At 52.3% G+C, this 26,591-nt stretch carries 18 protein-coding genes; 11 read left to right on the top strand and 7 right to left on the bottom strand.

Translation table 11 applies throughout. The features are described from left to right. Positions 1 to 92: 92 nt before the first annotated feature. Positions 93 to 620 carry a lipocalin-like domain-containing protein gene (locus ABD949_RS04815; protein WP_345241147.1) on the top strand — a complete coding sequence of 176 codons (528 nt, stop codon included), beginning with the start codon at positions 93 to 95 and terminating at the stop codon, positions 618 to 620. Between the two features lie 54 nt (positions 621 to 674). On the opposite strand, the gene ABD949_RS04810 is transcribed toward ABD949_RS04815, so the two are convergent. Further along, entirely contained in the window at positions 675 to 1,595 is a 921-nt protein-coding gene (locus ABD949_RS04810; protein WP_345241146.1) for a serine hydrolase, read from the bottom strand. A 216-nt stretch (positions 1,596 to 1,811) separates the two neighbouring features. Here ABD949_RS04810 and gyrB point away from each other — a divergent pair, with 216 nt between their 5' ends. The 5 genes from gyrB to ABD949_RS04785 all read left to right on the top strand — a co-directional run bounded on the left by gyrB (position 1,812) and on the right by ABD949_RS04785 (position 10,003). Further along, a complete protein-coding gene (gene gyrB / locus ABD949_RS04805) occupies positions 1,812 to 3,812 on the top strand; it encodes a DNA topoisomerase (ATP-hydrolyzing) subunit B (RefSeq protein ID WP_345241145.1) in 2,001 nt (666 codons plus the stop codon). Positions 3,813 to 3,984: 172 nt separating this feature from the next. After that, positions 3,985 to 6,192: a polyphosphate kinase 1 gene (gene ppk1 / locus ABD949_RS04800; RefSeq protein WP_345241314.1), complete on the top strand. Its 2,208-nt coding sequence runs from the start codon at positions 3,985 to 3,987 to the stop codon at positions 6,190 to 6,192. A 211-nt stretch (positions 6,193 to 6,403) separates the two neighbouring features. After that, positions 6,404 to 7,645, top strand: a complete 1,242-nt coding sequence (locus ABD949_RS04795) for a NupC/NupG family nucleoside CNT transporter (RefSeq protein ID WP_345241143.1) — start codon at positions 6,404 to 6,406, stop codon at positions 7,643 to 7,645. Positions 7,646 to 7,704: 59 nt separating this feature from the next. Next, complete coding sequence (locus tag ABD949_RS04790; RefSeq protein ID WP_345241141.1) at positions 7,705 to 9,393, top strand: fatty acid--CoA ligase; 1,689 nt, start codon at positions 7,705 to 7,707, stop codon at positions 9,391 to 9,393. Positions 9,394 to 9,508: 115 nt separating this feature from the next. Beyond that, positions 9,509 to 10,003 carry a metallophosphoesterase family protein gene (locus ABD949_RS04785; RefSeq protein WP_345241140.1) on the top strand — a complete coding sequence of 165 codons (495 nt, stop codon included), beginning with the start codon at positions 9,509 to 9,511 and terminating at the stop codon, positions 10,001 to 10,003. A gap of 12 nt (positions 10,004 to 10,015) precedes the next feature. Here the strand turns inward: ABD949_RS04785 and ABD949_RS04780 are convergent, their stop codons facing one another. The 4 genes from ABD949_RS04780 to ABD949_RS04765 form a co-directional block, all read right to left on the bottom strand. Next, entirely contained in the window at positions 10,016 to 11,464 is a 1,449-nt protein-coding gene (locus tag ABD949_RS04780; protein ID WP_345241138.1) for an efflux transporter outer membrane subunit, read from the bottom strand. After that, positions 11,442 to 14,630 carry an efflux RND transporter permease subunit gene (locus ABD949_RS04775; protein ID WP_345241136.1) on the bottom strand — a complete coding sequence of 1,063 codons (3,189 nt, stop codon included), beginning with the start codon at positions 14,628 to 14,630 and terminating at the stop codon, positions 11,442 to 11,444. The genes ABD949_RS04780 and ABD949_RS04775 overlap by 23 nt, the downstream gene beginning before the upstream one ends. 128 nt (positions 14,631 to 14,758) lie before the next feature. Then, a complete protein-coding gene (locus ABD949_RS04770; protein ID WP_345241134.1) occupies positions 14,759 to 15,898 on the bottom strand; it encodes an efflux RND transporter periplasmic adaptor subunit in 1,140 nt (379 codons plus the stop codon). Positions 15,899 to 16,152: 254 nt separating this feature from the next. After that, a complete protein-coding gene (locus ABD949_RS04765; RefSeq protein ID WP_345241132.1) occupies positions 16,153 to 16,482 on the bottom strand; it encodes a hypothetical protein in 330 nt (109 codons plus the stop codon). A 328-nt stretch (positions 16,483 to 16,810) separates the two neighbouring features. On the opposite strand from ABD949_RS04765, the gene ABD949_RS04760 reads away from it, so the two are divergent. From ABD949_RS04760 to ABD949_RS04745, 4 genes are all read left to right on the top strand, one after another. Beyond that, positions 16,811 to 17,446 (top strand): response regulator, encoded by a 636-nt coding sequence (locus ABD949_RS04760; RefSeq protein ID WP_345241130.1) that lies wholly within the window; start codon positions 16,811 to 16,813, stop codon positions 17,444 to 17,446. A gap of 136 nt (positions 17,447 to 17,582) precedes the next feature. Then, positions 17,583 to 18,230: a hypothetical protein gene (locus ABD949_RS04755; RefSeq protein ID WP_345241128.1), complete on the top strand. Its 648-nt coding sequence runs from the start codon at positions 17,583 to 17,585 to the stop codon at positions 18,228 to 18,230. Between the two features lie 153 nt (positions 18,231 to 18,383). Continuing rightward, positions 18,384 to 21,656 carry a two-component regulator propeller domain-containing protein gene (locus tag ABD949_RS04750; RefSeq protein ID WP_345241126.1) on the top strand — a complete coding sequence of 1,091 codons (3,273 nt, stop codon included), beginning with the start codon at positions 18,384 to 18,386 and terminating at the stop codon, positions 21,654 to 21,656. Between the two features lie 59 nt (positions 21,657 to 21,715). Further along, positions 21,716 to 22,585, top strand: a complete 870-nt coding sequence (locus ABD949_RS04745) for a class I SAM-dependent methyltransferase (protein WP_345241124.1) — start codon at positions 21,716 to 21,718, stop codon at positions 22,583 to 22,585. Positions 22,586 to 22,675: 90 nt separating this feature from the next. Here the strand turns inward: ABD949_RS04745 and bioB are convergent, their stop codons facing one another. Beyond that, on the bottom strand, positions 22,676 to 23,677 hold the full coding sequence (gene bioB, locus ABD949_RS04740; RefSeq protein WP_345241122.1) for a biotin synthase BioB: 1,002 nt from the start codon (positions 23,675 to 23,677) through the stop codon (positions 22,676 to 22,678). A gap of 253 nt (positions 23,678 to 23,930) precedes the next feature. Between bioB and ABD949_RS04735 the strand changes: the two genes are divergently transcribed. After that, positions 23,931 to 25,109 (top strand): DUF6351 family protein, encoded by a 1,179-nt coding sequence (locus ABD949_RS04735; RefSeq protein WP_345241120.1) that lies wholly within the window; start codon positions 23,931 to 23,933, stop codon positions 25,107 to 25,109. A 158-nt stretch (positions 25,110 to 25,267) separates the two neighbouring features. On the opposite strand, the gene ABD949_RS04730 is transcribed toward ABD949_RS04735, so the two are convergent. Continuing rightward, the gene (locus tag ABD949_RS04730) at positions 25,268 to 26,506 is read right to left on the bottom strand and encodes an acyltransferase family protein (protein ID WP_345241118.1); all 1,239 of its coding nucleotides are present in this window, start codon (positions 26,504 to 26,506) and stop codon (positions 25,268 to 25,270) included. Positions 26,507 to 26,591 lie beyond the last annotated feature (85 nt).

Here is a 26,591-nt window from a genome sequence, read left to right as displayed (position 1 = left end):
CGCTGTTCAACGGGTGTCCGGATGGCAAATGCAATTCGGCCCGCCATCTTTGAAGCGTAGTTCAACAATTAACTATTCACACCACAAACACTATGAAAAATTTATTTGGTCTGCGGTCATTCATCATGACCATGCTGGTTCTCTCCGTTGCCGTTGTTGGTTGTAAGAAAGACAACACAGAAATTGATCCAACGCCGTCTAAGAGTTCGGTTGAAGGGACCTGGAAAATGACCGGTATGAAAGTAAATCCGGCCATTGATTTAGGTACGGGCCAGACGTTCACCGATATCATGGACCTCCTGAAGCTCATTCCGGAAGGTGAGCAGGCCGTAGCCTGTCTGAAAGACACAAAAATCACCTTCCAGAAAAGCGGTAAAGTTACGGCCGCAGCCTCTCCGGCCTGCCAGTCAGATGAGGATACCGGAATGGGCGTAGAAGATAATTCAAGCTGGAAAGTACAGGGTGACAAAATTATTCTGACCGACAGCGATGGCCCCTCAGAATACGATCTGTCTGTGAGCGGATCAACGATGAAGTGGAGCCAGGTTGCAGACGAAGACTGGGATGGCGATGGCAAAAATACCCGCTATACCTACACGCTGGAATTCCGCCGTCAATAATAGTAATCGACAAACTTTATCAGGGCTCCTCTCAGACGAGAGGAGCTTTTCTTTTTACTGCTCAAAGAACTGGTAGCAGATCAGGGCAATCTCACCAATGATTCGTTCGGCTTCTTCGGTGCTGGTACCCTGCACCAGCACCGACAGCACAAACGGCCGGCGGGCATATACAATACCGGCATCTCCGCGTACATATGTCAGCTTACCCGTTTTATGCGCCACCGCCACCGATTTCGGCAGCAGTCGGGGAATCGTAAGCGTATCGTCATTCTGCTTCAGCATAGTAATCATTTCCCGGCACAGGGCCGGTGTGGACAGTTCATAACCGGCCATCTTCTTTAGCAGCGTATTCAGCTCACAGGCGGCCACGTAGTTATCAATGCCCCGTTTCACGGCCGTTGTATCCATCATCATCCGGTTCAGGCGGGTATGGGTCAGGCCAAGCGACTGCATGCGCTGGTTAATTACCTCAAAACCAATCTCCTGAATCAAAATGTTTGTAGCCGTGTTATCACTATGGGTGATCATCAGTGTGATCAGGTCCCGGTACGCGATCCGGCTGCGGCTGGGATAGGCAGCCAGCACCCCGGAGCCACCCACCTTATCGGAATCGACCAGGATGTAAATTTCGTCGGGGTCCAGCCGTCCGGCTTTCACCCACTCCATGGCTTCGATCAGAACAGGAATTTTGATCAGGCTGGCGGAAGGAACCGGAACATGGGCCTGGTAGAAAAAGGCTGGCGTGCTGGCCGGTTCGCTGCCCGACTGCAGAGCCTCCACCGCCAGGCTAACGCGGACAGTGGCCGGGAGCTTTTGTAAATAAGCCGTTAACTGATCGGGTAGCGATTGCCCATACGCCGATGTGAGAACCAGCCAGAGGCTGCTGACGAGAATGGGCCGGCGGAGAAACCGGGACGGGTTGATTTCCGTCAGAAAAGAGGCATCAGGTATCACGCAGGAGCGTACAATTTTCATAGAAGGAAACGAGCGGTTCTGCCGGTCAAAAAGCGGTCAGACAGGTGAAAAACAGGGACTTTTTGCCGACTCGGAAAGCTTGATTATATTAAGGCAATTAACGGCAATATAGTAGGATTTCAGCAAAAAAAGTTGTATTTTTACCATCTGAAATACCCTGATTTCCTGTACCCGCCAAGACCTCAATATCGACACACAGACATTATTAGAGACTATATGACAAACGAACTTGTTGAAGCAGACATCCGGACCGAATCAGACGGGCAGAATGGCTACGGCGCCAGCAACATTCAGGTGTTGGAGGGTTTAGAAGCCGTACGGAAACGCCCCGCTATGTATATCGGTGACGTCAGCGCCAAAGGTCTGCACCACCTGATCTGGGAGGTTGTAGATAACTCCATCGACGAGGCTCTGGCCGGGTACTGCGACACCATCCAGGTTACCATCAACGTAGACAATTCCATTACTGTACGCGACAACGGCCGGGGTATCCCGACCGGCATGCACCCTAAGATGAAGAAGTCGGCCCTGGAGGTCGTGATGACGGTGCTGCACGCGGGTGGTAAGTTTGATAAAGATACCTATAAAGTTTCCGGCGGTCTGCACGGCGTGGGCGTCTCCTGCGTCAATGCCCTGTCGACGCACCTGCGCGTAGAAGTACACCGCGAAGGCAAAGTCTTTGAGCAGGAGTACGAAATTGGCCGGCCGCTGTATCCCGTCCGTGAAATCGGTACGGCTCCGGATACCGGCACGATCGTTCACTTCAAACCGGACGATACCATCTTCAATGAGACCGTTTACAAGTTTGACACCGTGGCCGGTCGTCTGCGTGAGCTGGCGTTCCTGAACAAGGGCATCCGCATTACGCTGACCGACCTGCGCGAACTGGACGAAAACGGTCAGCCGCAGTATAAGGAGTTCCTGTCGCAGGGAGGTCTGACGGAATTCGTCAAATACCTCGACGAAACGCGCCCGTCGCTGGCGGGTATGCAGCCGATCTACATGGAGAGCGAAAAAGGCTCTACGCCTGTGCAGGTGGCGATGGTGTACAACATGGAAGCCAGCGAGAACATCTCCTCGTACGTCAACAACATCAATACCATTGAAGGCGGTACGCACGTGCAGGGCTTCCGGATGGCGCTGACCCGTATTCTGAAAAGCTATGCCGAACGTAACAGCCAGGTTCTGGGGAAAAGCGCCGGTAAAGTAACCTTCGACGGCGGTGACTTCCGGAAAGGCCTCACGGCCGTTATTTCGGTGAAAGTAGCCGAGCCGCAGTTTGAAGGACAGACCAAAACCAAGCTTGGGAACAGCGATGTGGTGGGAGCAGTAAGCACCACCGTTGCCGAAATGCTGGAAACCTGGCTGGAAGAGAATCCCAAAATAGCCCAGGAGATTATCCGGAAAGTGTTGATTTCGGCGCAGGCCCGGATCGCAGCCGATCTGGCGTATAAGCGCATCATGGCCGACCGGAAAGACTTCATGAGCGGTATGGGTCTCCCCGGCAAACTGGCCGACTGCTCCGATACCGATCCGGAAAAATGCGAACTCTACCTGGTGGAGGGTGACTCGGCCGGTGGCTCGGCCAAGCAGGGCCGCAACCGGGCGTTCCAGGCCATTCTGCCGCTTCGGGGTAAGATCCTGAACGTAGAGAAGGCCATGGAGCACAAGATCTACGAGAACGAAGAAATCAAGAACATCATCACGGCGCTGGGCATAACCTTCAAACGGGACGGTGACGAGACGGTGATGAACCTGGAGCGGCTGCGTTACCACAAGGTCATCATCATGACCGATGCCGACGTAGACGGTAGCCACATCCGGACGCTGATCCTGACCCTGTTCTTCCGGCATATGCGTCCGCTGATCGAAAACGGCTACCTATACATCGCCCAACCCCCGCTTTACCTGGTTAAGAAAGGCAAGGAAGAGCAGTACTGCTGGACCGAGCAACAGCGTGAGCAGGCCGTTAGCCGCCTGGCCGGATCAGGTCGCGAAGAGAATGTACACGTGCAGCGGTATAAAGGGCTGGGTGAAATGAACCCCGAGCAGTTGTGGACCACCACCATGGACCCCGACAAGCGCAGCCTGAAGCGGGTGACCATTGAATCGGCCGCCGAAGCCGACCACCTGTTCTCGATGCTGATGGGTGATGAAGTAGCCCCCCGAAGAGATTTCATCGAACGAAACGCTAAATACGCAAGAGTTGACGTTTAAAAGAAAGCGGGCTGATCGGCCCGCTTTTTTGTTTATAAATCAGGGATATTTTCTCACCTGACGAGTTTATTTCTTGAACCCAACCGACAATACTACCGTGATAGGAAATCTGATACATAAACTGACACAGCGCAACCGGGAAGGAGCCGGCACCGGGAAGGAGGTAGATAAAATGACTAAAGTCAGCGAAAAGGTCAGCAACGTCATTGAACAGAGTAATTACCTCAGCCGGGATCTGAGCTGGCTGAAGTTTAATGAACGGGTGCTGGACCAGGCCCGTAGTCTCAACAGGACCCTGATGGAGCGGTTGAAGTTTCTGGCCATTACAGCTTCCAACATGGACGAGTTCTTTACCATTCGGGTTGGTAGCTTATATAATTACCTGGATTATGGTAAGGAGCGGGTCGATTATTCCGGTTTGCGGGAGGTTCCCTTCCGGAAGGCGCTGCTCACGGCTGCCCAGCAGTTCAGCAAAGACCAGCACCAGGTTTTTCTGGAGGAGTTGCTGCCTTTATTCGCCGAGAACGAACTCCAACTGGTTCACCACAACGACCTGACAGCGGACGAGCAGCAGCAAAGCGAAGCGTATTTTGACCGGACGATTTATCCGATGCTGACGCCCATGCTGTATGACTACACGCATACCTTTCCGGTGTTGTTACCCAAAGTGCTGATTTTTGGGGTAGTTACGAAAAACCCGGATCAGCCGCATATCCATGAAGAGGACCACCAGCGGCTTTCGTTTGTGCAGATACCCGCCAACCTGCCCCGGTTCATGAATTTTGAACGGGACGGCGAGGTGCTGTTTTTACCCCTTGAAGAAATAATCCGGCAGCATATCAAAAAACTGTACCGGAATGTCGAAATTCTGTCGGTGAACCTCTTCCGGATAACCCGAAACGGCGATTTTACGCTGGAAGAAAGCGATGATATCGAAGCCGATTTCATCGACGAAATCAAACAGAAAATCAAGAACCGTCGCCTGGGCCGCGTTGTCCGGGTTGAACTCGAAGCCGGCGATAGAGCGCCTGGCCAGGAATGGATGGTGAATCTCCTGAAGAAGCGCTGGGAGATTGATGACTACAATCTGTTCGAAACACCTTCGCTGATCGATTACACGAGCCTGTGGCAGATTGTGCGGCATCCGGATTTTAAAGATGATCTACCGGCTCCGCATCCGCCCGTCCCGCCGTTAGGGCTGGAGCGCGAGAAGGTTACCGACATCTTTGAAACGATGAAGGAGCGGGACATCCTGCTGCATCATCCGTACAACAATTTCGAGCCGGTGCTTCAACTGCTGGAACAGGCCTCTGAAGACCCGAACGTACTCGCCATCAAGCTGACCATTTACCGGCTGGCCAAACGCTCCCGCATTACGGAGGCCCTGCTGAAAGCCGCCGAGAATGGAAAACACGTATCCGTTCTGTTTGAGGTAAAAGCCCGCTTCGACGAAGAAAATAACATCCGCGAGGCACAGCGGCTGCAAAAAGCCGGCTGCTTTGTCATTTACGGCATCAGCCGGTTCAAAACCCATACCAAACTGCTGCTGGTAGTCCGCAATGAGGGTAACCGTGTTGTGCGCTACGCTCACCTGTCGAGCGGGAACTACAACGAAGAAACAGCCAAACTATACACCGATATTGGCCTGCTGACAACCAATGAGGTTTATACGCAGGATATATCGGAGTTCTTCAACGTTATCACGGGTCATTCGTTGCCGAACGATTATCAGAATCTGATTACGGCTCCGCGTGATATGCGGAAGCAGCTGATCAACCTGATCCGGTGCGAGGCTGAGAACGCGCAGAATGGTCTGCCGAGTGGTATCTGCATCAAGATCAACTCGCTGGAAGACCAGGAAGTAATCAGCGAACTCTACAAAGCGTCTCAGGCGGGGGTACGCATCCGGCTGATCGTGCGGGGTATCTGCTGCCTGCGTCCGCAACGCCCCGGCCTCAGCGAGAATATCACCGTGCGTTCGCTGGTCGGTGATTTCCTGGAGCATACACGTCTCTTTTACTTCCACAACAATGGGGATCCAAAAGTCTACGGCGGCAGTGCTGATATTATGGTCCGCAGCTTCGACCGGCGCATCGAATCGCTTTTTCTGCTGGCCGACAGCCGGGTAAAGCAGGAAGTTATCCATATCCTCCAGTATAACCTGCTCGACAACATCAACGCTTATGTGCTGAAAGAAGACGGCAATTACGAGCGCTGCTGCCTGGATGATGGCGGAGAGCCGTTCAATACGCAGCGGTTATTTTTCGACGTTACCGAAGAGGAGGTCATGACTGCCCGTTTATTCGACGACGTGCAACCGGTGGATACAGTCCCGGATGCAGTGGAGGAGCACGAACCAGACGAGGAAGAGGTGCATTGATTCACCTGATTGTTAAAATAACGAAGCCTGTAGGTGTATCTCCCGCAGGCTTTTGTTTTTCCAGACTAAAAATTAGCGGGTGAATTCGCCGGCTTAGAAAGAGCAAAGCCGCTAGTGCGCCTGACCTTTCGGTGTGGTTTATGTATTAGTTTGTATCTTCGCAGGCTTTTTGCGCTGTAAACTGGACACCTGATAACTTACTAAGCATTTAATGAGCCGTTTCACCGGATTAATCGGTATCGTTCTGATTCTGGGCGTAGCCTACGCTTTATCAAATAATCGAAAAGCCATAAATTACCGTACTGTAGGCGTGGGGCTGCTGCTCCAGTTCGGCCTGGCAGTATTTGTCCTGAAAACCGAAGCCGGCCAGCAGATTTTTCAATGGCTGGGTCATAACATCGACCGGCTTCTGCGGAAAGCGGGCAAAGGGGCCGAATTCGTTTTTTCCCCCCTGGTGAAGCCCGAGATACTAGGCCGGGTATTCGGGCCGGAAAATAATTTCATTTTCTTCTTCCAGATCATCCCAACCATCATTTTCGTCGCCGTACTGGTGAATATTTTCTACCATCTGGGTATTATGCAGCGGGTGGTCGCCGTGATGGCCCGCGTGATGAAGTGGCTGATGGGTGTGAGCGGTGCCGAAGCACTGTCGAACGTGTCGAGTACGTTTGTTGGGCAGGTGGAAGCGCAGATTATGATAAAGCCGTACCTGAAGGGCATGACCATGTCGGAACTGCTGGCGTCGATGTCGGGTAGTTTTGCCTGTATTGCGGGTGGTGTTCTGGCGGTCTATATCTCGCTTGGTGTACCGGCACCGTACCTGCTGGCGGCCAGTATCATGGCCGCACCGGGGGCGCTGGTGATCAGTAAAATTGTGATGCCGGAAACCGAAGTCTCCGAAACACAGGGAACCGTTCGGGTAGACATCAAGAAGCATCACGCCAACCTGCTCGACGCCATTGCGGCCGGGGCCAGCGAGGGATTAAAGGTGGGTTTTAACGTGGTAGCCATGCTGATCGGCTTTATTGCCCTGATTGCCCTGATCGATAGCCTGTTATTTCGGATAGGGTTTTACATATTCGGAATGTCTAACCTGAGCCTGAACTTCCTGCTGGGCAATGTGTTTTCAATTTTTGCCTGGGCGATGGGCGTACCTACCAAAGATATTCAGGCCGCTGGGGCCCTGATGGGCACCAAGATGGTGGTAAACGAGTTTGTCGCGTATCTGGACCTGGTAAAAGTCAAAGACACACTGGATCCCAAAACGGTGGCTATCACCAGTTTCGCGTTGTGTGGTTTTGCCAACTTCTCGTCGATTGCCATTCAGGTAGGCGGTATTGGCGAGCTGGCCCCAACACGCCGGAGTGACCTGGCGCGGCTGGGTTTCAAGGCACTGATCTGCGGTACGCTGGCGTCGTATATGTCGGCTACGCTGGCGGGCCTGTTGCTATAGTTTTTCTTTAACTCCTTCTCTTAATATTTATATTTGAGTTCACAACCGTTGAACTCAACATGCTACAGACCAAACTTATTCCCCGCACGGCTTCGGCTCACGAGCCGCCCATGCTGATAAAGAACCTGCTGGCCCAGTCCCTGAAGTACGAACCGCAGCGCGAGATCGTCTACCGTGACCTGTTCCGGATGAACTACATCGAGTTTAACCGCCGGGTTCGCCGTCTGGCCAATATGCTGACAGACCTGGGCGTAAAAGCGGGCGATACGGTAGCGGTTTTCGATTGGGACAGTCATCGCTACCTGGAGTGTTTCTTTGGTATAACCGGCATCGGGGCCATTTTGCACACCATCAACGTACGCCTGTCGCCGGCGCAGATTCTGTATACCATGAACCATGCCGAAGACAAGCTGGTGCTGATTCATGAAGACTTTCTGCCCCTGCTGAACGCCGTCAAGGCCGATCTGACCACCGTGGAGAAGTATGTCTTTATGACCGACAAAGTGTATGCCGATCCGACAGCCGGCCATACCGTACCTGATGGTTTTGAAGGCGAATACGAAACCTTGCTGAAGAACACATCTGACGAATATAACTTCCCCGACTTCGATGAAAATACCTGGGCGACGACCTTTTACACGACCGGCACCACGGGTAACCCTAAGGGTGTTCACTTCTCCCACCGGCAGTTGTTTATGCACACAATGGGGCTGCTGACGTACGTTTCCGGCTATGAGTGTGTGCCCTTCAAGTCCGCGACAGACGTGTATATGCCCATAACGCCCATGTTTCATGTGCATGCATGGGGATTTCCGTTCCTGGCTACCATGCTGTCGGCCAGGCAAATTTACCCCGGCCGCTATGAGCCGGAGATGCTGCTGAAGCTGCTGGTAAAAGAAGGTGTTACACTCTCACACTGCGTGCCGACTATTCTGCAAATGCTGGTCAACAGTCCGGCTGCGCAGCAGTTCAAACCACAACTGGGTCGCTGGAAAGTTATTATTGGCGGGTCAGCGCTGACGCAGGGCTTAGCCAAAGCGGCTCTTGAACTGGGTATTCAGGTGTATGCCGGCTATGGCATGTCCGAAACTGCCCCTATTATGTCGGTTTCCTACCTGAACGACGAAGAAAAGCCCCTCCCAATTGACGAACAGGTGAACCTACGGACGCGGGCGGGGCGTATTGCGCCATTCGTGGAGATGAAACTGGTTGATGACCACGGTAATCCGGTGCCGCACAATGGCCATTCGGTTGGCGAATTGGTAGCACGTGGACCCTGGATGACGCAGGGGTACTACAAAGAGCCGGAGCAGTCGGAAAACCTCTGGCGCGACGGCTGGCTGCATACCGGCGACGTAGCTAGCATTTCTCCCGACAACTGGGTGCAGATTGCCGACCGAACCAAAGACGTCATTAAATCAGGTGGTGAGTGGGTATCTTCGCTGGCGATTGAAGACCTGCTCTCGCGGGTGGAGGGCGTTGCCGAGTCCGCCGTGATTGGCCTCCCCGACGACCGCTGGGGCGAACGCCCACACGCCCTTATCGTGCTAAAGCCGGACTACAACGGCAAAGTTACTCCGGCGCAGATTCGAGGCAGCTTGCAGCAACAGGTCGAGCGGGGCGACATTAATAAGTGGTACGTACCCGACCGGGTTATTTTAGTTTCGGAGATACCCAAGACGAGCGTGGGTAAAATTGATAAGAAGAAGATTCGTTCGGAGATGAAGGAGATTATTCTGAACGCATAGCTTTGTCATTCCGAGGAACGAGGAATCTTTGGCGGTACTGACTAGCAGCGTCTGAGATTCCTCCTTCGTCGGAATGACAAACCAACCAATTTAACCGCCTGGCAGTTTATCCTGCATGACCCGAATCGGCCTGCTCTCCGACACCCATAGTTATTTAGATCCTCAGGTATTCGACTACTTTAAGGACTGCGACGAAATCTGGCATGCCGGTGACATTGGTGCCCCGCAGGTGCTGGAGCAGTTGAAGGCGTTTAAGCCCGTCCGGGCCGTGTCGGGAAACATCGACGCAAAGAACGAGTGGGACTGGCCGGAGAACCTGCGCTTTACCCTGGAAGGCTTTGCTATTTGGATCACCCACATCGGCGGGTCACCTCCCAATTACAATCCAGTTACCCGGCCGCTCCTGCGGGCCAACCCACCTGATATCTTTGTGTGTGGCCACTCCCATATCCTGAAAGTGGCCCGCGACGCAAAAATGAATAATTTGCTATATATCAATCCCGGTGCCGCCGGCAAAACCGGTTTCCACCAGATGCGCACCTGTATCCGCTTCAATCTTGACGCCGGACGAATAACGGGTATGGAGGTAATTGAGTTGGGGAAGAAGTAGTACCCCCCTCTACTACTGCCACCCTCCTCCCAGCGACCGATACAAATCAATCAGCGAGTTATACTGGGCCTGTCGGGTTCGGATGAAACCCAACTCCGCATCCAGTACGCTGCGCTGGGCGGTGATTACCTCCAGATAGGAGGCATAACCGCTTCGGAACAGATCGTTGGAGATGGAAACGGCCCGTTCCAGCGCGTCAACTTCTCTCGCCTGAAAATCGGCTACTTTACGATAATTCTCAATGCCACGAAGGTTTGTTACTACTTCGCTGAAGCCGGTCAGGATATTTTGCTGATACCGGTACAACGCTTCGCGGCTCTGAGCAATCGAAAAGTTATAATTCGCCCGGAGAGGCCGGCGGTTAAGCACCGGGCCCGCCAGTCCGCCCAGTACACCCGCGGCCAGCGAGCCGGGATCAAACAGGGTAGCAGCCCTGAACGAATTCAGACCGACGTAAGGCGTTAGAGTGAGTGATGGCATAAACTGTAGTCTGGCCACGTCCACGTCAATATGAGCAGCTTCCAGTTCCAGTTCAGCCTGCCGGATGTCGGGCCGGCGACGCAGCATCTGGACCGGAATACCGGCAGCAACCGTAGCAGGTAGTTCCTGCTCATTGATGGTCCGACTCCGGCGAATCGGCTGAGGGTAGCGGCCCAGCAGCCGGTTCAGCTGATTCTCTGTCTCCACAATCTGCTGCTGTACCTGCACTTCCAGACTACGGGTGCCGAGCAACTGCGCGGTAAACTGCTGTACGGCCAGCTCCGTTACCCGGCCGGCGGCTTTCTGAACATCAACCAGTTGTACCGCTCTTTCCTGGAGGGTAATGTTCTGGCGAATAATATTCAGTTCACTGTCGAGCGCAATCAGGTTATAATACAACCGGGCTACTTCGGCAACCAGCGATGTTCTGACCAGATGCCGCCCCTGCTCAGAAGCCAGGAAGCGCACATAAGCAGCCTTTCGCTGGTTCCTCAGTTTACCCCAGATGTCAATCTCCCAGGAACTCCGAAGCCCCAGAAAGAAATCGGGAGTAGGATTGGGAATGCGACGGTCCTCACCTATTTTCTCCGACAAGTTAGTGTCGTAGTTACCGACTCCATTCATCGTGTACTTACCGAACTTTTCTACCCCGGCGGAACCAACAGCACTCACCAAAGGGAGCAAGGCTGCCCGACTGACGTCAAAGGTAGCGCGGGCCATTTCAATGCGTTGCGTGGCAATCCGAACATCGAGGTTATTGGTCAGCGCGGTATCGATCAGCCGCTCCAGATCGGCATCGGAGAAGAAGGCTTTCCAGTCCTGGTCACCCACACTGGTAGAATCAACGCTACCGGTGAAAGAAACGGGTGGAGCGGTTGCCCTGGGTCGTTGCGTAGGTCCATAGACCTGACAGCTGCTCAGTAGCAACAGGAATAGAAACGTATATAAAGAAAGATGTTTATTTACTGACGGTTGCACCATTTACATGAGTTTGAGTGAATACAGGAACAGGCTCCGACTCGTCGTCCTGTGGATTTTTCGACTTCAGGCGTTCGGCCAGTTTGGCAAACAGCACATACAGACCGGGAATCAGGAACAGTCCAAAAATGGTCCCGATCAGCATTCCTCCGGCGGCAGCCGTACCAATAGACCGGTTACCCAGCGCACCGGCGCCCGACGCCATACAGAGCGGAATAAGACCCGCAATAAACGCGAAAGACGTCATAAGAATTGGCCGTAGCCGCGATAGGGCACCCTCCCTGGCGGCTTTGATAATGGACAGCCCCTCTTTCTGCCGCTGATTGGCGAATTCGACAATCAGAATAGCGTTTTTACCCAGCAAACCGATTAGCATAACCAGGGCCACCTGGGCGTAGATGTTGTTCTGCAGACCAGCCAGTTGCAGGCACAGAAATGATCCGAACACCCCGGCAGGCAGTGACAGCAGCACCGATAGTGGCAGGAAGAGACTCTCATACTGCGCTACCAGCAGCAGATACACGAATACGAGACAGATGATAAAGATGTACATCGCCTGATCGCCCGAGGCAATCTCCTCGCGGGTCATACCGGTCCACTCGTAAGAGAACCCTCGCGGCAGCTTCTCTTTCGCCACTTCCTGAACGGCCCTAATGGCATCACCGCTGCTATAGCCGGGTCTGGGTTCACCGGTAATCATAGCTGAGGTAAACATATTGTACCGGGTAAGCTGCTCAGGGCCGTAGACCCGCTCCAGGCGGATAAAATTTGACAAAGGCACCATTTCCCCCTTTTCGTTCTTGACGTGCAGTTTCAGTACGTCCTCCGGCTTAGCCCGGTAACTGGGGGGCGCCTGCACCATCACCTTATACAGCTGGTTAAACCGGATAAAGTTAGAGGCATAAAAGCTGCCCATCAGTGTTTGCAGCGAGTTCATGGTGTTCTCAATCGATACCCCTTTCTGGGCAGCTTTCTCCTGGTCTACATGCAACAGATACTGCGGAAAACTGGGGTCAAAGCTGGTGAACGCATTGTTAACCTCGGGCCGCTCATTAAGAGCCGCAATGAAGCCTTTGGCTACATCGGCGGTTTTCTGCAGGTCGTCGCTGCCGGTGCGATCCTGAATGCGGAGTTCAAACCCGCTGGCATTACCAAAGCCCGGTACCGTAGGCGGTGAAAAATACTGAATGCTGGCGTCGGTGATATGTTTGGTTTTTTCCTGGAGTTCGGCAATGACATCATCAACGGATGCCGTTCGCTCATCCCAGTCCTTCAGGTTCACCATCCCCATACCGTACGAAGCACCGGCTCCGTCGGTCATCAGGCTCAGACCCGCCAGCGTCGAAACGTTTTCAACGGCTTCCATTTTAGAAGCTACCGCCTGTACCTGATCCATGACTTTCTCGGTACGCTCCACCGTAGCTCCCACCGGCGTAGTCACGTTGACGTAGATCATACCCTGATCTTCGGTCGGAATAAAGCCGGTTGGCAGAACGGTACTGATGCCCCAGGTGCCTATGATAAACAGCAGCAGTACCCCCAGCGTCACCGTCCGGCGGTTGACAAAAGGCCGTAACCACCCCATGTACTTGTTGGCGAGGGAGTCGTATGCCCGGTTAAACCGGGTGAAGAAACGACCCAGCAGGCCTTTCTGCTCGCCATGAACCGGCTTGAGCAACAGCGCACACAGAGCGGGTGTCAGCGTTACAGCATTGATACCGGAAATCACAATGGATATGGCCAGGGTCAGCGAGAACTGCCGGTAGAAGATCCCTACCGGACCCGACAGAAACGCCACGGGGATAAATACCGCCGACATAACCAGGGTAATGGCAACAATGGCCCCGCTGATCTCACTCATGGCCGCAAACGTAGCCTTCCGGGCCGACAGCTTCTGTTCGTGCATTTTGGCGTGAACGGCCTCCACCACCACAATCGCGTTGTCGACCACAATACCAATAGCCAGCACCAGCGCAAACAGCGTAAGCAGGTTAACGGAAAATCCAATTACGCCCATCAGCGCAAACGTACCCACCAGCGCGACCGGTACGGCCAGCGCACAGATGAGCGTAGAGCGCCAGTCCTGCAGAAACAGGAATACCACAATGAACACCAGCACAAAGGCCTCCAGCAGGGTGCGCAGCACTTCGTTGATAGAAGCATCCAGGAACCGCGATACGTCGTAGGCGAAGTTGTAGTTCATACCCGGCGGGAATGTGGCTTCTTTCAACTCTGCCATACGTTGCTTTACATTGGCAATAACCTCCCGCGCATTGGAACCAGGCCGTTGCTTGAGCATGATCGCGGCCGAGGGACGTCCGTCGGTTTTAGAAAGAACATTGTAGTCCTGCGAGCCAAATTCTATATCGGCGATATCCTTTAAGCGCAGAATAGACCCATCTTCATCCGTGCGGATCACGAGGTTTTCGTACTGGGTTTTTTCGATGAACTTCCCCGAGTAGCGCAGCACATACTGTAACTCCTGCGGGTCACGGTCGGCGCTTTCGCCAACTTTTCCGGGAGCGGCTTCTACGTTCTGCTTCCGGATCGCGGCAATAACTTCATCGGGAGAAACCTGGTAGCCTGTCATTAGGTCCGGTTTAAGCCACACCCGCATTGAATATTCCCGTGATCCCATGATCTGGGCATACCCCACACCGTCGATCCGCCGGAGTTCCTTCAGGATGTTGATGTCGGCAAAGTTGTAGATAAACTTCTCATCCACCGTAGGGTCGTCGCTGACCAGGTTGAGGTAAAGCAGCATACTGTTTACCTCTTTCTCCGTTGTAACCCCGGCTTTGATAACTTCTTCCGGAAGTTCGTCGAGTACCGTAGTCACCCGGTTCTGCACGTTTACAGCTGCCAGATCAGGGTCGGTACCTACCTTAAACGAGATCTGGACGAGGGTAGTGCCGTCGTTGCCGGATACGGAGGTCATGTAAGTCATACCGGGCACACCATTAATGGCCCGTTCCAGCGGTAACGCCACGGCTTTGGCTCCCACCTCGGCATTGGCACCGGTATAGGAAGCCGTGACCACTACGGATGGAGGAACAATATCGGGAAACTGAGTAACAGGTAAACTGGTCAGAGACACGATGCCCAGCAGGGTAATCATCACCGAGATGACAGCCGAGAGCAGCGGCCTTTTGATGAATGTGTTGAACATATAGAAATTTAGAATATTGTGGGATTTCGGATTTTGGATTTGATACAGCAGGCCTACTGAGCGCTGCTTTTCCAAAAGACGACTCCATAATTTTGAGAGTGACAAGCCTTATTCACTCATTCGCTCTTTTACTCATTTGCCGAGGCAACCAGGGCCGGAATACTATCGGTTGGTACAGGTTTAGGCACAATCTGCATACCTTCCCGAACGCTCTGAATACCCTCGTACACGATCCGCTCACCCGGCTTTAAGCCCGACTCCACCAGATAGAATTTGTTATGGCGGCCACTCGGGACAAAGCTTCTCATTGTGACTTTATTCGAATCCCCAACAACATAGACATAGTTCTTATCCTGAATTTCGAATACAGCTTTTTGGGGAACCAGCAGGGCATTTTCGACTTCATTGGTTAAGCGGATCCGGCCCGTAGCACCATGTTTGAGCAAATGCTCCGGATTAGGAAAACGGGCACGAAACGCCAGTGTCCCGGAGTTTTCCTCAAACATACTTTCCATGGTTTCAACCTTGCCCTTATGGGCATAGGGCGTATTGTCGGCCAGACGCAGGTCTACCTGCGAATTCCACCCCGACGGTCCTTTCCGCTTCTTAATGTATTCCAGATAATCTTTCTCCGACACATCAAAATACACGTAAACTTCGCCGATGTCGGAGATGGTTGTCAGCAGTGAACCCTCATCAATGAGACTACCTCGTTTAAACGGAATACGGTTAATAATCCCGTCAAAAGGCGCACGAATACTGGCCTGTGCCAACCGCAGGGCAGCATTGGCTTTGGCCGACTGCGCTTCTTCAATGGCAGCCCTGGCGGCCTCCAGTTTAGCCTTTACCACCTTTAGTTCAGAAGCGGAAATCACTTTATTATCAACCAGTAAACGCACCCGCTCCAGCTCCACCTCGGCGGCATTCGCCCCGGCCGTCGCACTTTTCAGCGCAGCATTCGCTTTGGAGAGCTCCATCTGATATTCGGCGCTGTTGAGCTGGAAAAGAAGCTGACCTTTCCGAACCGGCTGTCCTTCGTCGATCAGGATTTTATCCAGAAAGCCTGATACACGGGCTCGGATTTCGACATTCCGAACGGCTTCCAGGTTGCCCACATATTCGCGTTCGAGCGTTGCCGACTGGGTAGAAAGCTGCACCACGGGCAGGACCCGCTCTTCGGTTTGCTTGGTTTCATTATCTTTTTTGGCCGAACAGCCAACCAGGAGAGATCCTATAATCAGCAACGTTACGGCTGAGTGTGTTTTCATAGGGGATGAGTGATTGTAGAAAGAATGGTATAGTGCCATAGATATAACTCATTGTGAGAATCTGTATATAATTGTATATACAGCAATTGGCCCTACAAGACATGCATAACCAGCTAAGACGCATTTTACAACGGCAAAAACGGTAGGGGTTTAAGAAGCAGGTAATGCGGTAACTGCAGGATACTAGCAAATAACCGGCTCTTGAATTAGCATTTCCTTAGAACGAGATTAGGATCTCATTAGAAAAAACTTAATCAGGCCCAGTCGTGTGTTGACTGAGGGGGAGGAGAATCTGGCGGAATGCACCACAGGGGTCTGCTTCTCAGATAGTTGCGGAAGCTCGACGTCTCCCGAACAGACCAGAATAGAAACCCGCCTTTCTGGTTTTCCAGCGCAGCGGCTGAGAAATGCTGCGACTCATCGCAAGATGAATGACTCTCGGTCGATTCATCTGCCTGCAGGTTAACCTGCGACACGAGTACCATTTTACGCCGGATGGGCGCACGTTGCCGCTTCTTATTGTAGATGTCCGGCGTATACTTCTGAATAGTTACTTTATTAATTTCTTTACAGGGTTCAGGCACAGCATAGGGAGCACTGACAGCGGAGTAACACGCTATCAGAAAGAGAATTGTTATGTGTATAACGCCCTTCATCTTTCCCATGTTAAGCTAAAAATACCAGCCTGACTTACCAGAGCAAATAGTATTTTTCCTTGAAGTTAATTAGTAACTTTCTAATAATTGTAATAAAAAGTCGGTTTTTTGGGGCTGTCTACTTATTTTAACTAAATAATTCTGATAAAAGTTGGAATATTTTTATTTGCCCGTTCATTACGGCTCCCCGAGTTTGGGGATTGCAGTCTTTGTAAATAATGTAGACTTTTAGCTGAACAATATTTCCTGATTACCGATGCGGGTGCTACTCTATGAAGACAATGCCGCCATCCGGGATGCGCTGTCGATTCTGCTCGACGCTACACCCGGTCTCGAACTCGCCGGGGCATATCCAAACCCGGTCCAGTGGATGCGCCAGATACCTGCCTGCCGACCCGACCTGATCCTGATGGACATTGAGATGCCGGGCCTCGACGGCATACAGGCTACCCGCGCCATCCATGCCGACCACCCCGGCCTCAACATTGTGATGTTGACGGTATTTGAAGAAGAAGACAAAATCTTCCGCGCCTTATGCGCCGGAGCCGTCGGCTATGTGCTCAAAAACACCACCCCTGCCCGGCTCATTGCCTCCATTGAAGATGCTTACGCGGGTGGCGCTCCGCTATCGCCCAGCATTGCCAGAAAGGCCGTCAAGTTGTTTCAGCAACTACCAACACCCGCGCCGGCCACCCCTAATTACGCCCTTACTACCCGGGAGCAGGAGACCCTGAAGTACCTGGTGGAGGGACTTAGCTACAAAATGATTGCCGACCGCATGAACATCAGCTACGAGACGGTCCGCACGTACATGAAGCATATCTACGAAAAACTCCACGTCGTCTCCATGACCGAAGCCGTAGCGAAGGCGCTGCGGGAAGGGCTGGTCTGAGCAAAGGGGCGTGGGGCAAGGGGGTATAAAGTATGCACCCTACCCCAAGCCCCTTACGATTATCCCCGAATTTGGGGATTGTGGGAAGGCAGAATGGGATGCAGCTTTGTCTCATCAGACATTAACCTGTTTCGCCATGAAAACTTTCCTCTTTTTAGCCCTCACATGTAGTATAACGAATCTTCAAAATCTGTTGGCCCAGCCAGGCGATTATTACGCCCAAACGGCTGACGCCAGGCGCGTCCGCTGGCAATTGTTCACCGATGCTACTAATCAGCGTACATGCGTACGCTTCTTCAACGACAGCCGGCAAGTGGTGTATGAAGAAGTGCTGCCCGGCCGCCACATTACCCTCAGCCGGCGCAACATCGACCGCCTGAACGCCATGTCCGAGCGGATGGTAAGCGGCCACCTGCTAGCCGGCAGCCTGCACACCGAAAGCCTGACGGATGCACGGCCTGTCAACGTCAGCAGCACCGAACTTACGACTGAGGTAACTATTCCGACCGAAGTCAATAACCGGCAGTATCCGCTGTACACCGAAAGCTTCCACCAGCCTAAACTGGAACTTCTGGTCGTCCGGTTCACCAACCCCGACTTGCACCGATTGACAATCAAGTTAAAAGACGTAAACGGGCAAATTGCTATAGAACGCAAACTGGATGCCGACAGCTACAATGGGAAATTTGACTTGGCCGGTTTATCGGAAGGTAATTACACGCTCGTGGTAGAAACGCCGGACCGTCAATACCGCTATAGCCGGCCGGTCATCATCGTCCGCTAGTTGGTACGTAATGGCATTTTTTGATTAGAGAAAAACGGGTCAGGGGCGGTTCGAATGAGCTGCCCATTTGCCTTTCACTAAATCGCTTGTCCTATTCCTTTTATTTGATAACCAATTGCTTAACTTCCCTCCTCACACCTAAAAGGCTTAGGTATGAAGCCATTTTTACAGATCAATTTACTTATTGGCCTCTTGCTGGCAGTCGCTAGTGCAGGAGGTCAGATTCCTGCTGTGCGGTTTGAGCGAGTAGGCATGGAGCAGGGTTTATCGTCGGTATATGCCAATTGCCTACTCCAGGATATGAAGGGCTTCATCTGGGTCGGTACGATGAACGGACTCAACCGGTTGGAAGGAACATCGGTTCGCCAGTTTATCAGCGTTCCGGGTGAAGCCAATACCTTATCCAACAATTTGGTCAACTGCCTGTTCGAAGATAGGTACGGTACCCTCTGGGCAGGCACCGACGATGGACTTAACCGCTATAATCCGGCTACGGAGACATTCAGCTGTTTCTGGCCAAAGCAAAATACGATTGCCGATAATTCTATTGCGCATTTACACGAAGACCGGCAGGGCACTTTATGGATCATTACCAAAGGGGAACTGTATAGCTTTGACCGGCAGAAACAGGTTTTTACGCTATATGCCCTGCCCGGAACGCCAAAAGGAATAATTGGTATTGTCAGGCACCGGGTCTGGGCTTTTCGGGAGGACCGCCATGGCGGAATATGGGTGGGGACTATAGCGGGTCTATACCGGTTAAACCGCCAGAGAGAACAATTTGATAAAGTATCGCTGGAGGGTAAGGATGAGGGGTGTACAGATAAGCACATTCGCTGTATGGCCGAGGACCAGCAAGGTAACCTTTGGGTGGGAACATATGGACAGGGACTCTATCAGCTAAACGGCAAAAGCCGGAAAATCCTACAGGTGTTCCGCCATCAACCGAGTCATCCGGGTAGCTTGCCTAATGACACAGTTACATCCGTGTATATTGATCGACGAGGTACTACCTGGGTAGGTACTTTCAAGAATGGCTTGACCGAATATCATCCGGCAATTCGACAATTCACAACTTATCTGCCTTTCCCCAATAATAAAAACCGAGACCTAAATACTGTTTTTGCTATCACTGAAGACAGAAGCGGTGTCTTCTGGATTCATAACAGGTGGCCTTGGCATACGATTGGAGCAGGCAAACTGCGTTCTTTTAACCCGGTCACCAAAATATTTCAAATTTTTGACGAAGATCCTACCAATCCCAATCGCTTAGCCAAAGATTGGATCATTGATGCCATACAGGATAAATCAGGCATCCTCTGGTTTGCTTCATTTGGCGGTGGAGTGGCTAAGCTGGATGTCACAAAACAATTCTTCCAAACAATCAACTACAAGTCTGGAACAATAAATAGCCCTCCCAATCAGGCTGTCTATGGGATGGCCATCGATCTGAAAAGGACCATTTGGCTGGCGACAGGTAGTGAGGGTTTTGTTCGCTATTATCCTGATTCTACTAATTTTCAGTTTTATTATCCTGATCCAAACAAACCCGGAAGCCCCAAAAGCTACTGGGGAGCGTTTGTATGTGCAGATACGAGAGAATCTGTATGGATGGCAGGATTCGGTGGACTTGGAGAATATAATTCCAGAACAAATACTTTTACGCATCACAACCTTAGGGTTGATTCTGAAAAGGAAAAGCTTCAAAGGGAACAGACACTTCGTTCGGCACCTGGAGTCATTGAAGTCTTTGCCGGAAAAGACAACGTACTTTGGGTGGCAAAACAAGCCGTTGGGCTTTATGAATATAATCCGGTAACCAGACAAAGTCGGTTATTCCTGGCTGACCCTAGTGATTCGACGACGATAGCAGGTAGCTATATCCGGGGATTATGTACGGATAAAGCGGGAACCGTATGGATAGGGTGCATGGACAATGGTCTAAGTCGCTTAGATCCTAAAACAGGCAAAGCGGTTACCTACAAAGCAAAGCGGAATGATCCCCGCAGTTTAAGCAGTAACCGTATCTGGACCATTCATGTCGACCGGCAGGATCGCGTCTGGATTGGTACCCGCGATGGCCTCAACCTCTTCGACCGGCGGACCAACACCTTTACCCAGTTTCATCAGAAAGATGGTCTGCCGCATGAGGAGGTACTCAAGATTCTGGAGGACCGCCACGGCAACCTCTGGCTGAGTACACCCATGCACATTTCTAAATTTGATCCGGTCAAACGCCGGTTCTATACCTTCGACGCCAGTGATGGAACCGGAACCATTCCTTTCTTCGACCGCAGCGGCTGCGTGGCCCCTAACGGGCAGATGTACTTTGGCAAGTTTAGCGGCTTTACTACCTTTCACCCCGACAGCATCCGCACCAACACCTTTGTACCGCCCGTGGTGCTGACCGCCTTCAGGAAAGGCGAAAAGGTCACCTACTTCGAGAAGCCCCTGTCGGAGTTGAACGAAATTGTCTTACCCCATGAACAGAACAACATCAGTTTTGAGTATGCGGCTCTCAACTACAGTCAACCCCACAAGAACCAGTATGCCTATCAACTGGTCAACTTCGAGAATGACTGGGTACATGCCGGTACCCGCCGGACAGTGAGCTACACCAATCTTGATCCGGGTGAGTATGTGTTTCGGGTAAAGGGCTCCAACAATGATGGGGTGTGGAACGAACAGGGCACTTCCATTCGAGTGGTAATTCTCCCGCCCTGGTGGCATACCTGGTGGTTTCGGCTGCTGGCGTCCATCGCCTTGGTCGGGCTGTTGTATAGTGTTTATCGCTACCGAATCAACCAGATTCGCCGGGAGCAGCAGTTACGGGACCAGATCTCCCGCGACCTGCACGATGATGTGGGCGGTATTCTCTCGGGCATCTCCTTCTATAGTGAAGCGGCCCGGCAAATGCACCAGCAAGGCCGCTACAGTGACTCGTACGCTCTGCTGCTGAAGATTGCCGACAATGCCCGCACCACTATCGAGCGCATGAGTGATGTGGTCTGGTCCATGCGCTCGGATACTGACAATGCTTTCAAGCTGGCCCAGCGGCTGGAGAGTTTTGGCCGTGAGTTGCTTAGCCCGCTGGGCATTGAATTGGTTTGTCAGACCGATCCGAATTTAGCCAGTCTGAAGCTGGCACCGGATGCGGTTCGGAACCTGTACCTAGTTGGCAAAGAAGCCCTGCACAATGCCGCCAAGTACGCTCAGGCGACGGAAGTACATCTGAACGTCTGTCAACAGGGTGGTAAAGTACTGATTTTTGTAAAAGACAATGGTCAGGGTTTTGACCCGGCGACGGCCGTATTGGGCAACGGAATTGAGAGCATGCGAAAACGGGCGGAGGCCATCGGGGCGCGGTATCAGATGCACACCCGGCCGGGAGAGGGAACGGTTGTTTCGGTGGAGAAGATAGTTTAGGCAGGGCATTGGTATACAAACTGATTGAAGTATATTTATTCTAAACCCTGAAAAAAATTATGGAAACACCACCTGCCCCCCAATTTGACCCCATCAAGTACAAGCAAACTACGCATGACCAGTGGCAAACCGCTGCCGAAGCCTGGCACCGCTGGAGTCCGACGCTTAATCAATGGCTGGGAAAAGCTACCGATGCCATGATCGACATGGCAGGCATTACCACCGGTCACCGGGTGCTCGATGTGGCTGCCGGTGCCGGTGAGCAGTCGATCACCGTAGCCCGAAAAGTTGGATCGACGGGCTATGTACTGGCTACGGATATTGCTCCGGCTATTCTGGAGTTTGCCCAACAGATGGCGCGGCAGGCCGGCCTGACCAACATTGAGACGAAGGTGATGGACGGAGAGAATCTAACGCTTCCTGATGCGTCGTTTGATGTGGTGATTTCACGGGTTGGACTCATTTATTTCCCCGATCAGCAACGGGCTTTGACCGAAATGCTGCGCGTGCTGAAGCCCGGTGGGAAAATAGCCGCTATCGTTTATTCAACACCGGACAAAAACAAGTTCTTTTCTATTCCGGTCAGCATCATTCGGAACCGCGCTAAACTGCCTCCTCCGCTGCCGGGACAACCTGGCCCATTTAGTTTAGGTGGCGAGGGTGTTATTGAAACGGCATTTACGCAAGCTGGTTTTAAGAATGTTCAGGCTGTACGTATAGATTCTCCGTTAGAGCTACCCTCGGCTGCCGAATGTGTGCGGTTTGAAAAGGAGTCATTTGGGGCCTTACATCAGATGCTCAGCAGCCTGTCGGACCAGGAGAAGGAATCCGTTTGGGATGAAATAACAAAAGAGTTGAAAAACTTCGAATCCGAAAATGGCTTTGTGGGGCCTTGCGAAATGATTGTGGCAGTGGGTGAGAAAGCATAGACGAGTAAACGTAGCAGCAAAGGATCTGTAATGGTTAGCTAGATTACAGATCCTTTGGTGATAGCGTCAGAATTGCAAACCCCGACGAGCTTACAACGGTATCTGCTCAAATTTTACAGCAGGCTGGTCCGCATCCTTAAAAGCTTTGCGGGGACGAATGTTCAGCGTCTGAAACATCTGCTTGTCTTGGTCTTCTTCCGGGTTGGGCGTGGTCAGCAGCTTATCGCCGGCAAAGATGGAGTTGGCACCGGCCATGAAACAAAGGGCCTGTTCTTCGACGCTCATCCTCACGCGGCCGGCTGACAGGCGTACCATCGCTTTCGGCATGATGATGCGGGCGGTGGCAATCATCCGAATCATTTCCCAGACCGATACGCGGGGCTGATCTTCCAGTGGAGTACCTTCTACCGGGACCAGGGCATTCACCGGCACCGATTCAGGGTGTTCGGGCAAGTTAGCGAGTGTGTGCAGCATACCGATGCGATCCTGGTGCGACTCGCCCATGCCGATGATACCACCGGAGCAAACCGAAATACCCGCTTGGCGGACATTCCCCAGGGTATCCAGTCGGTCGTCGTAGGTACGGGTGGAGATGATGTCGCCGTAGAATTCTTCGCTGGTATCGAGGTTATGGTTGTAGGCGTACAGACCGGCTGTTTTCAGCTTCTGGGCCTGTTCTTCGGTCAGCATACCCAGCGTGCAGCAGACCTCCATACCCATCGCGTTTACGCCCTTTACCATATCGAGCACCTTATCGAAGTCGCGGTTGTCGCGAACCTCGCGCCAGGCAGCGCCCATGCAGAAGCGCGTGCTACCGGCGTTTTTAGCGTGTTCGGCTGCGGTCAGCACTTCGTCTACCTCCATCAGCTTATGCACCTTCACGTTGGTATGGTAGCGGGCGGCCTGTGGGCAGTAGGCGCAGTCTTCGGGGCAACCACCGGTCTTAACCGACAGTAGCGTACAGACCTGTACTTCCTGCGGATCGTGGTGCTGACGGTGAACGGTAGCCGCCCGGTAAATGAGGTCCAGAACGGGGGAGTTGTATATCTCGGCGATTTCGGCGCGGGTCCAGTCGGTACGTAATGTAGTCATGCAATCACAGTCTCAGCGTTGGAAAATTAGGGTATGCGTAGCCAAAAATAGGAAGTCTTTGGTAGGAAGCCAAACCGCCGTTTAACCAATACAAAAAAGCCCTGGTCCAGGCAGACCAGGGCTTTTGTTCCCCTCACTCAACTCGAAACACAAGAACCACTGATACATACGACAAAACGTGACGTTTGGATTGTTGGAAGTATAAAAGTTTTGTGCTAACTAGAATTTATATACTACCCTCTTCTTCAAAACTATGAAACTACCTCTCCTCTCTCTTTGCCTCCTGGTAAGTTTTGCGGCCCAAAGCCAATTGTCATCGGTAGCCCGCGTCGATACAGGCATTATTAATGGAGCCGCTTACCGCATTGATCTTCCGCCCAACTGGGGTCAACCAGGCGCTCCCAGGCGTCTGTTGATGTACGCGCACGGCTACCAGACCAAAGGAAGCCCAACCGGCCTTAATACTGCTCAGGAGGTGGCTTATTTTCAGGATGCTTTTGTAAAGGCAGGCTATGCGCTGGCCCGGTCAGCCTACCGACAACAGGGCTGGGCTTTGACGGAAGGCGTAGAAGATACGGAAGCGTTGCGGAAGTACTTCGTTCAAAAATATGGGCAACCTGATTCTACTTTCATTACCGGGCACTCGATGGGTGGCATGATTACCGTTGCCACTATTGAGAAGTATCCACAGTACTATCAGGCGGGTATGCCGATGTGTCCTAATACAGGTCGCGTGTATGAGCTGATGAAAACCAGAGTTTTTGATTTGCTGGTTACGTTTGATGCTCTCTTTCCAAATACATTGCCGCCACTAAGTGAATTGGCCTTAGGAAACGCGAATAGCCTGGCTCAGGTTTTTTCTCAGAAAAACGGGCAAATCGAACCTTCGGCTGCTTATATCAACAAGTTGAAAGCCGACTCGGCAAAGGCCCGACAATTTGCAGAGCGTTATGATATAAAGCCGGCTGATCTGGCCTGGGTTATTCCTTTCTATGCGGTCATACTGGCGGATATTAGTCAGAAAGCAGGCGGTAATCCATTCGACAATACCAATACGGTATATGGTGGTTTTGGCGATAATGTCGCCGTGAATGCCAAAGCCGTTCGGCTGACCGAAACGCCCGGTGCCCGTCGGTATCTGGAAAAAGATGGCGCTTTCACTGGGCAACTCAGCAAACCGCTGCTCGTACTGCACACGACATACGACCAGCTTATTCCGAGCAACTACGCAACCGGTTACGAGGACCTGGCCCGTCAGGCGGGTAAAGAGCAGTTGTTTGTCGTGAAATATACCAACAGCCAGGGGCACTGTGTATTCACTCCGCAGGAAACGGCTAATGCGTTCAACCAACTGCGACGATGGGCAAAAACGGGTACAAAGCCCGTTGCGGGCGAACTGAAGCCGGCAAACGGGTTGGTCTCTGGCAAGTAAGGCGTCCAAATGATTACAAAGAAAATTAGCCCGGCAATGTTGCCGGGCTAATCTAACCGTCATCATCTTTAACGCGCAAGCACAACCGTGCGCTTTCAGATGCTCCTTGCAATGACCAGTACGTAAAAAATAACCGGAGCGTTGCGTCAGACTACAAATCATTTCATCCCAAACAGGAATCGGGTCAGTTTAAACGGCCTGATCAGCAGCAGATACAGACTGACGCATATAATCAACGACAACAGGCTAATCACCAGAAAACCGCTGTACACGCCCAGGCCGGTTTGCAGCAGGTAATAGCCAATACCAACAATGACCGTCTGGTGCAGGATGTAAAACGGATACACGGCCTCGTTGAGCTTCGGCAAAATTGGCCGGTCGACATTCAGGTACTTATAACCGTAGGCAATGGTAGCCAGCACGGAGGCAATCATCAGACATTGTCCATTCGTGAAGTACGTAAAGTCCACCCAGAACAGGTCGTCGATCTCCTGGGGTGTATACCCCATACGCATCCCGTACAGCACCAGGGTAAACACAACCGTGGCTGCCAGAAAAATCCGGCGTTGATCAGTTAGTACCTGCCAGAATGACCGACGACTAATGAGCACATACCCAAACCAGAACAGCAGCAAATTTTCGACAAAATAAGCCCAGTCGTTTAGCAACGCGTGCGTTTCATCCGGATAGAATGGGCGAGTCAGGTATTGGCTGGCCAGGATGGCAAGTCCCATCAGCCATAATGCACCACCCGGCCGGGTAATCAGGCGGCCTATACGATCGGTAAACCGTTGACCGCCTGCAGTTCGTAACCAGCGGAATACCGGTATGCTGATGAGCGAATACAGAAACAGATAGGCCACAAACCAGAGGTGATGCCAGCTAAACGCTCCGCCGGTTCCTCCATCTTCGTAAGGAACAAAGTCGAATACACTCGGATAGAAACCAGCGTAGCTACCCGTGAAACGACCTCTGAACAACCACTCAAAGTAAATTTGGGGCGGCACAATCACGAACATACCGAAAACCAGCGGGAAGAACAGCCGCTTGGTACGTTCCCAGGCGTATCGGGGCAACGGCGAAGAGGATGCATTGCCTTTCGGCCGGCGGTTCAGCGCAAAATAGGTGCCGGCACCTGAGATAAAGAAAAGCAGCGGCATTCGCCAGCGGTGCAGCCAGCGCATGACGTTTTCAAACACCTGACTTGTTTCGGCGCTCTGGATGTGCCAACCCCAACTGACGTAAATCATACCCGTATGGTAAAACAGTAGAGTCAGAATAGCAATAATCCGTAGCCAGTCGAGGTCGTAGCGACGAATAGAGGCCAGGGGCCGGGGTGCAGGTGGTAAGGAGAGGTCTTCAACGTCGGTTGGTGTGGGGTTGCTTGGCGTTTGCATGGTGTAAAGGCATTTGATGTTGACAAACCAAAATTGGCGGTCTTGCCCCCTGAAACAGCCATTTTCCGATAATTATGAACTTCGC

This window comes from Nibrella saemangeumensis, assembly GCF_039541915.1.
In the GTDB taxonomy this organism is placed as follows: domain Bacteria; phylum Bacteroidota; class Bacteroidia; order Cytophagales; family Spirosomataceae; genus Nibrella; species Nibrella saemangeumensis.
This window is presented reverse-complemented; position numbering and strand designations above follow the sequence as displayed.

Coding starts and splice junctions, on each gene's coding strand:
- ABD949_RS04735 (WP_345241120.1), top strand. CDS start 23,931: ATGAAACTACCTCTCCTCTCTCTTTGCCTCCTGGTAAGTTTTGCGGCC.
- ABD949_RS04775 (WP_345241136.1), bottom strand. CDS start 14,630: ATGTTCAACACATTCATCAAAAGGCCGCTGCTCTCGGCTGTCATCTCG.
- ABD949_RS04730 (WP_345241118.1), bottom strand. CDS start 26,506: ATGCAAACGCCAAGCAACCCCACACCAACCGACGTTGAAGACCTCTCC.
- ABD949_RS04745 (WP_345241124.1), top strand. CDS start 21,716: ATGGAAACACCACCTGCCCCCCAATTTGACCCCATCAAGTACAAGCAA.
- ABD949_RS04780 (WP_345241138.1), bottom strand. CDS start 11,464: ATGGTGCAACCGTCAGTAAATAAACATCTTTCTTTATATACGTTTCTA.
- ABD949_RS04785 (WP_345241140.1), top strand. CDS start 9,509: ATGACCCGAATCGGCCTGCTCTCCGACACCCATAGTTATTTAGATCCT.
- ABD949_RS04790 (WP_345241141.1), top strand. CDS start 7,705: ATGCTACAGACCAAACTTATTCCCCGCACGGCTTCGGCTCACGAGCCG.
- ABD949_RS04810 (WP_345241146.1), bottom strand. CDS start 1,595: ATGAAAATTGTACGCTCCTGCGTGATACCTGATGCCTCTTTTCTGACG.
- ABD949_RS04755 (WP_345241128.1), top strand. CDS start 17,583: ATGAAAACTTTCCTCTTTTTAGCCCTCACATGTAGTATAACGAATCTT.
- ABD949_RS04760 (WP_345241130.1), top strand. CDS start 16,811: ATGCGGGTGCTACTCTATGAAGACAATGCCGCCATCCGGGATGCGCTG.
- gyrB (WP_345241145.1), top strand. CDS start 1,812: ATGACAAACGAACTTGTTGAAGCAGACATCCGGACCGAATCAGACGGG.
- ABD949_RS04770 (WP_345241134.1), bottom strand. CDS start 15,898: ATGAAAACACACTCAGCCGTAACGTTGCTGATTATAGGATCTCTCCTG.
- ppk1 (WP_345241314.1), top strand. CDS start 3,985: ATGACTAAAGTCAGCGAAAAGGTCAGCAACGTCATTGAACAGAGTAAT.
- bioB (WP_345241122.1), bottom strand. CDS start 23,677: ATGACTACATTACGTACCGACTGGACCCGCGCCGAAATCGCCGAGATA.
- ABD949_RS04815 (WP_345241147.1), top strand. CDS start 93: ATGAAAAATTTATTTGGTCTGCGGTCATTCATCATGACCATGCTGGTT.
- ABD949_RS04795 (WP_345241143.1), top strand. CDS start 6,404: ATGAGCCGTTTCACCGGATTAATCGGTATCGTTCTGATTCTGGGCGTA.
- ABD949_RS04750 (WP_345241126.1), top strand. CDS start 18,384: ATGAAGCCATTTTTACAGATCAATTTACTTATTGGCCTCTTGCTGGCA.